Source organism: Haloferax sp. AB510 (assembly GCF_024136985.1).
In the GTDB taxonomy this organism is placed as follows: domain Archaea; phylum Halobacteriota; class Halobacteria; order Halobacteriales; family Haloferacaceae; genus Haloferax.
On sequence record NZ_JAMYJY010000148.1, the window covers coordinates 1 to 6,735 of the forward strand.

Sequence of the window (6,735 nt, forward strand, 5' to 3'; positions counted from 1 at the left end):
CCGCCGGCCGCGGAGGCCGCCGGCTTCCAGCTGGGAACCGTCGGTCTCGCGCTCGGGTTCGCAGTCGCCGCGGCGCTCTTTTCGCTTCCGTTCGCGGCCATCGGCTACGCGACCACGCGCACCGCGGACGCCGAGCGACAGGCGGGAGCCAGCCCCGCCGCGAGCGCCGCAAAACAGTAGATTCGCGTCTCGGTTCTCCTTTCAGAGGTCGAGCGGACCGGCCTTCAGATACTCGCGCATCACGGCCGTCGCGTACGAGCCGTGGGGGAGCGCGAAGTCGAAGACGAGGTCATCAGCGTCGCCAGCGCCGTCGGCGTCGTCGCGCTCGCGGTCCACGTCGAGGTCGGTGCGGACGAGAATCGCCCGGCGCGTCCCGGTCGACCGGAAGTTGCCGGGGAGGTCGAAGTCGCCCGGTTCGAGGTCGAGGTCGTCGAGGACGGCGCGCTCGATGTCGCCCTGTTCGCCCTCGGCGAGTTCGGTGTCGGTGCCGACGAGCGGGGCCGTGACGAACGCGCGGCCGCGTTCGATGTGGCGGCTCATGACCTCGACGCGGCGGCCCGTCGCGGTCTGGAGCCGGCTCACGTCGGGGAGTTCCAGTCCCTCGGGTGCGTCGCGGTCGGCGAAGCAGACCACGTCGCCCTCGACGGGTTCGTCGAACGGGAGGCCGCGGTCGAGGCGCTCCGAGAGCATCCGGTTGAACGCGTAGGACTGCGCGGCGTTGACGAACAGTCGCTGGAGGTTCGACGGGACCGATTCGAGCGCGTTGCGCCAGTCCTCGTCGGTCTCCGCGCCGTCCTCGGCGAGTCGGTGGAGCATGCCGCGCTCGTAGCCGAGGTAGCCCGGAATCCGGTCGAGCGCGCGGTGCCAGTCGGGGTCGGCCGACGCGGCCTCCTCGTCGACGACGGCGCGGCCTTCTTGGGTCTCCTCGGGTTCGTCCTCGGTCGGCCCGCCGCAGTACGCCAACACGGCCTCGCGCCACTCGCCGCGGACGACGTGGAGGCCGACTTTGTGGGTGATGGGGCGGATGCTGCCGAACCGCTGGTGCCCGAAGAAGTTCGGGACGCCCACGCGGTCCTCGCGGCCACCGAACTCGGCGAGCGCGTCGGTGACGGCCGCGGCGTTGTCGGGGTTCTCGGGGTCGCGGACGCGAATGCGGAAGCCGTTGCCCGCGAGGTCGCCGAAGTTCAGCGTGCGGCCGAGGCGACCGACGACCTCGATGTCGGCGTTCGGAATCTCGGGCACGTCGTCGGCGTCGCCGCCGTTGACCGTGAACAGCTGGGTGGTCACGGCGTGTTTGTCCTTCGTGCCGGCCCACGAGACGCGCTCTCTGCTCGCGTCGAGTTCGTCCGAGAGCCGGCCCGCGAAGTCGTTGGTGTCCCAGCCGCGGAGGGTGACGCGGAGGACGAGGTTCGGAAAGTCGCCGGTCGGCGCGTCCGGCGGGCGGACGTTCAGCGAGTCGAGTTCGAGTTCGCGCACGCGGAAGTCCTCGGGGGCGACGCGAAGGCGGCCGCCGACGCCGTCGGCGTCGCTCACGTAGCTGTCGATACCGACCGCGCGTTCGAGCGGGTGTGCCTCGCGCATCAGTACAGCGAGAGGTCGCCGGTCACGCGGTCGACCGATTCGTCGTCAGCGGGGCCGACGGCCAGCGCCGTCACCGTGCCGGGGTCGAGTTGCGTGTGCCCCGCGTCGCGGATGATGGCGTGAGGGATGCCCGCCCGTTCGGCCTTGTCGGCGAGTTTGAACAGTTCCGACTCGCCGTTGGCCTTGAGGACGACCTTCTTCTGTCCCTCGCCCTTCCAGCGCTTCCGGGTCTGCGAGTCGGTGTCCTCGTAGGCGGACAGCGAGGCGTGGGCGACCTGCGCGGCGAGCTTTCCCCGGCCCATGCCGAGGTCGGCGCGTGCGACGATGGCCTGTTTCATGCCCGCTACTCCCCGCCGACGCGGTAAATGTCCTCCCATCGCGGGCGTCGCGTTCGGGGCAGAAGACATTTCACTGATATCTCCGTGGTTCGACCGATGGCAGGTCCCCGAACGCCCCTCCGCAAACCGCGCGAGTACTTCGCGTCGCGGCCGCGACCGCTCGACATCGGGCGGGCGCTCGCCGTCGTCGCGCTCGTGACGCTCGTCGTCGCGGCCGCCACCGGCGGCATCCTCGTCACGTTCACCCAACAGCTCGACCAGCAGGTCAGCGTCGATAACCCTGAACACGCCCCCGACTGGATGTGCGAAAACTACGAAGAGGGCGGCCCGTTCGCCGACATGGATGCGCCCGCGGGCTGCGACCCCTCGGTCCCCGAACAGCTCGACAAGCGCCTCGGCGACCTCGTCTGGCAGGAAATCTCGTGGGTCCCGTGGGCGATGCTCGTCGGCGTGCCGCTGTTCTGGCTCTTCGAAGGGGCGATACTCCACCTCGGCACGTCGCTCGTCGGCGGCGAGGGCGGCTTCGCAGAGTCCCTGACGGTCGCCGCGTGGGGGATGGTCCCGAGTGCGGCCCGCGCCATCGCGCTCGCCGGCTACCTCGCCTACGCCCTCCCGCGAATCGACCTCCCGTCGACGCCCGAGGCCGCGGTCACCGCGATGCAGTCCGCGCTGTCCGGCTTCGGCCTCGTCAGCGGAGTCGTCGTGGTTATCACGGTCGCGTGGGCGACGTACGTCCGGACCTACGGGATGGCCCGCGCCCGCGACCTCGACGTCGAGTCGGCCGCGGTCGTCACCGTTGGCCTGAGCCTCGTCGGCCTCCTGTTCGAACTCCTCTGAGCGGCGTCGAAGCGGGGCGCTGTCGCCCGTCGAAAGGTGGATTTACTTGTCCGCGACGCGCTCCCTTCGAGTATGATACTTTCCGACTCGGACATCCTCGCTCGCCTCGCCGAGGGTGACCTCGTGGTCGACCCGATAGACGACGTGGACATGCAGGTCCAGCCCGCGAGCGTCGACCTCCGTCTCGGCACCGAATTCCTGGAGTTCCAGCGCACGAACATCTCCTGTATCCACCCGAACCGCGAGAGCGAGGTCTCCGAGTACGTCCGCGAGACGTACGTCCCGGAGGGCGACGACTTCATCCTCCACCCCGGCGACTTCGTCCTCGGCACGACCAAAGAGCGCGTGGAGATTCCCGCCGACCTGCTGGCGACCGTCGAGGGGCGGTCCTCGCTCGGCCGCCTCGCGGTCGTCATCCACGCCACTGCGGGCATCGTCGACCCCGGCTACGAGGGGCAAATCACGCTCGAACTGTCGAACCTCGGCACCGCGCCGGTCGCGCTCACCCCCGGCATGCGCATCTCCCAACTCGTGTTCACGGAGATGAAGTCGCCCGCGGACCGCCCTTACGGGGTCGAACGCGGCTCGAAGTATCAGGGTCAGCGCGGGCCGCAGGCGTCGCGGCTCAGTTCCGACCCCGAGTTCGGTGGCGACGAATGAAGTTCATCGAGGAAATCGTCGTGGACGCGTTCCTCCCGACGTTCCGCGCGCTCCTCGCGGAGGACCTCCGCGACCGCGGGTTCACCCAGTCCGAGGTCGCCGAGGCGCTCGGCATCAGCCAGAGCGCCGTCTCGAAGTACGCCCACAGCGAGGTCACCACGAACGAGCGGGTCGCCACCGACCCCCGCGTCGTTGACCTCGTCTCCCGCGTCGGCGACGGCCTCGCCACCGGCGACATGACGCCCGTGCAGGCGCTCGTCGAGGCCGAAGTCCTCATCCGCCAACTCGAAGAGGGCGACTTGCTGTCCGACCTCCACGAGGAGGAGATGCCCGAACTCGCCTCCCACGACGGCTTCCGGAGCATCCACGACCCCGAGGGCCGCCTTCGAACCGTCGAACAGGTCCGCTCGTCGGTCCGCCGCGGCCTCCGCATGCTCACGAACACCTCCGGCTTCGCGGGGCTCATCCCGAACGTTGGCTCCAACCTCGTAGAGTCGCTGCCGGACGCCGACAGCGTGGACGATATCGCCGCCATCCCCGGCCGCATCTTCGACGTGAAGGGGCAGGCGACCGTCCCCGGCGAACCCGAGTTCGGCGTCAGCGGCCACGTCGCGGGCGTCCTGCTTTCGGCCCGTGCCGCCGGTGCCGACGTGAACGCCGCGCTCAACATCGTCTACGACGCGGGCGTCATCGAAGACCTCGAAGCCGCGGGCTACGAGTGCATCGAGTTCGACCCGGACGCGCCGACCGACCCGGTCCGCGAACTCCTCACCGCCCGCGACCTCCCGGAGACGTTCGTCGTCTACCAGAGCGGCGGCTACGGCATCGAACCCATCACGTACATCCTCGGTCCCGACGCGCCCGCCGTCGCCGACGTGGTCCGCGTCCTGCTCTGAGGTCCGTCTTATGACCGAACAGTCCTCCTCTCGCTCTCGTTCCCGCTCTCCGTCGTCTGTCGCCCAGTCGTTCTACACCCGGTGGGCGACGCTGTACGACGCGCTCGCTCGTCGCGCGCCTGGTGTCGGGAGCGTCAGAACCGAAGCCGCCGACGCGCTCACGCTCGCCCCGGGCGAGACGGTCATCGAGATGGGCTGTGGGACGGGCGCGAACCTGCCGTACCTCGCCGAGCGCGTCGGTCCCGAGGGAACCGTCGTCGGCATCGATTTCTCTCCCGGCGTCCTCGACGTGGCCCGCGAGCGGACCCGTGAGTACCCGAACGTCCACCTCGTCCGCGCCGACGCGACCCGCCCGCCGGTCGCACCCGAACTCGATGAATCGCCGGACGCCGTCCTCGCCACCTTCGTCTCGGGGATGTTCGACGACTCCGCGGCCGTGGTTTCGTCGTGGGTCGACCTCGTCGGCTCCGGCGGGCGGCTCTGTCTCGTGGACCTCGCGGAGACGACCGACCGGCGCTGGCGACCGCTCAACCCGGTGTTTCGGGCGCTCGTCCGCGTCACCGCGCCACCGGGGTCGCGCACGATGCGCGCGTCGCCGACGAAGCTGCTGAACCGTCGGCTCGTCGCGGCCCATCGGGCGCTCGAATCGCGGTGTCGGGTGACCCACGAGACGACCCACGCCCTCGGCTTCGCGCGGGTTCGTGCGGGCGTGGTTGAGTAAGAGCCGTTTCGAGCGCCGCGCTGTTGCTACTTCTGGGGAGTTTACGATACGTCGAAAACGGGTCGGGAGCGACCCGAAAAAGTGTCAGAGGCGTCGGGGGAGCCGACAATCGGACCGCAAGGGGGGCAGTCAGTCGTCGGCCGGGGCGGGACCGGAGATGCTCACCTCGGGCGCGTCGCGGCCGAGTTCGTCGAGACAGGACTGCGCCGCCTGTCGCCCGGACAGCAACATGGCACCGAACGTCGGCCCCATGCGCGGCAGGTGGTGCGCGGTGGCGACGGCCATCCCGGAGGCGACGACGCCGGGGTGGACGACACCCGTCGCGTCGACGATGCTGTCTTCGCTCTCAGAGACCCACATGGAGTCGTGGCCGGGCGAGTCATGGCCGGGCGCACCGTACTCGCCGTCGGCGGTCTTGTCCATGCCCGTATTGTGTTCCTTGGCGTGTTCGATGCCGTTCACGTCGAGGACGCCGCGCTCGGAGAGCTTCGAGAGGACGACCGCGTCGTGGCCCGTCGCGTCGAGGACGAGGTCGGACTCGACCGCGATAGGATCGACGCAGGTGAGTTCCCGCGGGAGCGCGTGGACCGGCGTCCAGTTCATGACGATGCCGCCGACGCGGTCGTCTTCGCGGAGGACGACGTCGGTGAACTCCGTCATGTTCTGGATTTTCGCGCCGGCGTCGCAGGCGGCCTTGATGAGCGCGGAACAGGCGTGCGGGCCGTCGGCGACGTACAGCCCCTCGGCCTCGTCGCTCTCCTCGTAGGGGACGCCGAGTTCGTCGAGGACGCGCTGGGCCGGGTCGCGGACGGTCACCTTGTTCATCAGGAAGCCGCCGAGCCAGAAGCCCCCGCCGAGGTAGTTGTTCTTCTCCACGATGGTCACGTCGACGCCGCGCTCGGCGAGTTCCTTGGCCGCGACGAGCCCGGAGGGGCCGCCGCCCACGACGATGACCTCCGTGTCGGTGCGCTCGCGGAACTCCTCCATCCACGAGTCGGAGATTGCGCGTGTGACCTGTGCTTCTGTCGCGTCGGTGAAGCCGTCGAACGACATATCACCTAGTGATACCACCTAGTAGTAAAACCTGTTGGTCGCTCTCACGGCGACCTAGGTATATCACGTTCTATTGTGTATGTTACTGCCATGGCGTACGTAGTCAAGATGCCCAAACTGGGGTTGGAGATGAAGTCAGGCGAGCTCTCGGCGTGGCTCGTCTCGGAGGGCGACGAGGTCACCGAGGGCGAGCCAATCGCCGAAATCGAGTCGGAGAAGACGACGGCAGAGATAGACGCCAAGGAAGACGGCGTCCTGCGGCGCGTCGTCCTCGCGGAGGGCGAGTCGACAGCGCCCGGCAGCGCGATAGCCATCGTCGCCGGCGCGGACGAGGACATCTCCGGGTTGGAGGCGGATGCGGGCGTCGGTGAGGGCGGCGACGAACCCGCCGCGACTGACGACGCGGCGGCGGCGTCCGGTGGCGGAGACGCTTCGTCGGTCACGAAGCGACGGTCGAGCGGGTCTGACGGGCAGACGGGGAACGGCGAGGTCCGTGCGTCGCCGCGCGCGAAGCGGCTCGCGGACGACCTCGGTGTCGACCTCACGGCCGTCGAGGGCACCGGTCCGCAGGGTGCAATCACCGAGAGCGACGTGGAGGCCGCCGCGGACTCCGCGACGCCCGCCGAGACCGACGACGCCGGAACGACGG

Annotated in this window: 8 protein-coding genes and 1 pseudogene; 6 read left to right on the plus strand and 3 right to left on the minus strand. The window is 69.5% G+C overall.

Annotation, left to right across the window (positions count from 1 at the left end):
- Positions 1 to 180, plus strand: a pseudogene (locus tag NKF06_RS19055) (hypothetical protein); the annotation flags it as partial.
- A 21-nt stretch (positions 181 to 201) separates the two neighbouring features.
- Here NKF06_RS19055 and truD read toward each other — a convergent pair.
- Positions 202 to 1,581 carry a tRNA pseudouridine(13) synthase TruD gene (truD, locus tag NKF06_RS19060; RefSeq protein WP_058827267.1) on the minus strand — a complete coding sequence of 460 codons (1,380 nt, stop codon included), beginning with the start codon at positions 1,579 to 1,581 and terminating at the stop codon, positions 202 to 204.
- The gene (pth2, locus tag NKF06_RS19065) at positions 1,581 to 1,919 is read right to left on the minus strand and encodes a peptidyl-tRNA hydrolase Pth2 (RefSeq protein ID WP_004972937.1); all 339 of its coding nucleotides are present in this window, start codon (positions 1,917 to 1,919) and stop codon (positions 1,581 to 1,583) included. Before pth2 ends, truD begins: the two co-directional genes overlap by 1 nt.
- A 96-nt stretch (positions 1,920 to 2,015) precedes the next feature.
- Here pth2 and NKF06_RS19070 point away from each other — a divergent pair, with 96 nt between their 5' ends.
- The 4 genes from NKF06_RS19070 to NKF06_RS19085 all read left to right on the plus strand — a co-directional run bounded on the left by NKF06_RS19070 (position 2,016) and on the right by NKF06_RS19085 (position 5,033).
- On the plus strand, positions 2,016 to 2,756 hold the full coding sequence (locus NKF06_RS19070; RefSeq protein ID WP_253246307.1) for a Yip1 family protein: 741 nt from the start codon (positions 2,016 to 2,018) through the stop codon (positions 2,754 to 2,756).
- 72 nt (positions 2,757 to 2,828) lie between these two features.
- Positions 2,829 to 3,416 (plus strand): dCTP deaminase, encoded by a 588-nt coding sequence (gene dcd, locus NKF06_RS19075; RefSeq protein WP_058827265.1) that lies wholly within the window; start codon positions 2,829 to 2,831, stop codon positions 3,414 to 3,416.
- The gene (locus NKF06_RS19080) at positions 3,413 to 4,312 is read left to right on the plus strand and encodes a thiamine-phosphate synthase family protein (RefSeq protein WP_058827264.1); all 900 of its coding nucleotides are present in this window, start codon (positions 3,413 to 3,415) and stop codon (positions 4,310 to 4,312) included. Before dcd ends, NKF06_RS19080 begins: the two co-directional genes overlap by 4 nt.
- Positions 4,313 to 4,322: 10 nt before the next feature.
- Entirely contained in the window at positions 4,323 to 5,033 is a 711-nt protein-coding gene (locus tag NKF06_RS19085) for a methyltransferase domain-containing protein (RefSeq protein ID WP_058827263.1), read from the plus strand.
- Positions 5,034 to 5,162: 129 nt separating this feature from the next.
- Here the strand turns inward: NKF06_RS19085 and NKF06_RS19090 are convergent, their stop codons facing one another.
- Entirely contained in the window at positions 5,163 to 6,086 is a 924-nt protein-coding gene (locus NKF06_RS19090; protein ID WP_004065032.1) for a sulfide-dependent adenosine diphosphate thiazole synthase, read from the minus strand.
- Positions 6,087 to 6,176: 90 nt separating this feature from the next.
- Here NKF06_RS19090 and NKF06_RS19095 point away from each other — a divergent pair.
- A partial coding sequence (locus NKF06_RS19095) for a biotin/lipoyl-containing protein (RefSeq protein ID WP_253246308.1) occupies positions 6,177 to 6,735 on the plus strand: 559 nt, incomplete at its 3' end.